Raw genomic sequence first — 632 nt, forward strand, 5'->3', positions numbered from 1 at the left:
AGTAACGGAGGCGCCCAAAGGTTCCCTCAGAATGGTTGGAAATCATTCGTAGAGTGTAAAGGCACAAGGGAGCTTGACTGCGAGACCTACAAGTCGAGCAGGGACGAAAGTCGGGCTTAGTGATCCGGTGGTTCCGCATGGAAGGGCCATCGCTCAACGGATAAAAGCTACCCCGGGGATAACAGGCTTATCTCCCCCAAGAGTCCACATCGACGGGGAGGTTTGGCACCTCGATGTCGGCTCATCGCATCCTGGGGCTGTAGTCGGTCCCAAGGGTTGGGCTGTTCGCCCATTAAAGCGGTACGCGAGCTGGGTTCAGAACGTCGTGAGACAGTTCGGTCCCTATCCGTCGTGGGCGTAGGAAATTTGAGAGGAGCTGTCCTTAGTACGAGAGGACCGGGATGGACACACCGCTGGTGTACCAGTTGTCCTGCCAAGGGCATAGCTGGGTAGCTATGTGTGGAAGGGATAAGTGCTGAAAGCATCTAAGCATGAAGCCCCCCTCAAGATGAGATTTCCCATAGTGTTAAACTAGTAAGATCCCTCGAAGATGACGAGGTTGATAGGTCAGAGGTGGAAGCATGGTGACATGTGCAGCTGACTGATACTAATCGATCGAGGACTTAACCAAA

1 rRNA gene is annotated in these 632 nt (G+C 53.5%); it reads left to right on the forward strand.

Annotated features, from left to right (window positions below):
• Positions 1-631, forward strand: a 23S ribosomal RNA gene (locus RGU12_RS13560); the annotation flags it as partial.
• Position 632 lies beyond the last annotated feature (1 nt).

It is taken from the genome of Ferdinandcohnia sp. QZ13 (genome assembly GCF_031324165.1).
Lineage (GTDB): Bacteria > Bacillota > Bacilli > Bacillales > Bacillaceae_L > Ferdinandcohnia.